The following is a 522-nucleotide window of genomic DNA, read 5'->3' on the forward strand; positions in this document are numbered from 1 at the left end:
GCTAAGACGAATTTGGCGAACGAGCAAACGCAGGCTTCAAAAAGTAAAGAAGACGTAAAAAGACAAATTCAGATATATCAAAGCAGACCTATCAAGGAACTTGCAGACGAAGTTATCAAGGTGGACGAGAGCGAGGAAGGCTGGATAACTAAAGTCATAAACCAAATCGATGATATATTGTCTAAAAAATATACGCCCGAGCAGATAAAAACCCTGCGAGTTAAAGAGCCCGAAACTATGGAAGAAGCCGTAGAAGGTATGCTGGCGAGGTATTCTATGTTATTACAATCCGATTCGGTAGACGGCAAACCGACTATTTGGGGCAAGCTTTTGGGGCTCGGAACAAAAGAGGAGCAAGAGGAGCTAAAAGCATTTAAAAACTCTTTGCCCGAAGACGCTGCGATGGGCAGCGTCGGAGCTGCTTTGCTACAAAGAACCGACATCAGTATAGAAGAATTTAAAAAACTCTACGCGGAAGATATCGAGAAAACCACGAAAGCCCACAAGGAAGCCGTGGCAAAA

1 pseudogene is annotated in these 522 nt (G+C 43.9%); it reads left to right on the forward strand.

Features of this window, described 5'->3' with window-relative positions:
* Nucleotides 1-522: pseudogene (locus tag H740_RS11815) on the forward strand (cell surface protein); the annotation flags it as partial.

This window comes from Campylobacter showae CC57C (assembly GCF_000344295.2).
In the GTDB taxonomy this organism is placed as follows: Bacteria; Campylobacterota; Campylobacteria; order Campylobacterales; family Campylobacteraceae; genus Campylobacter_A; species Campylobacter_A showae_B.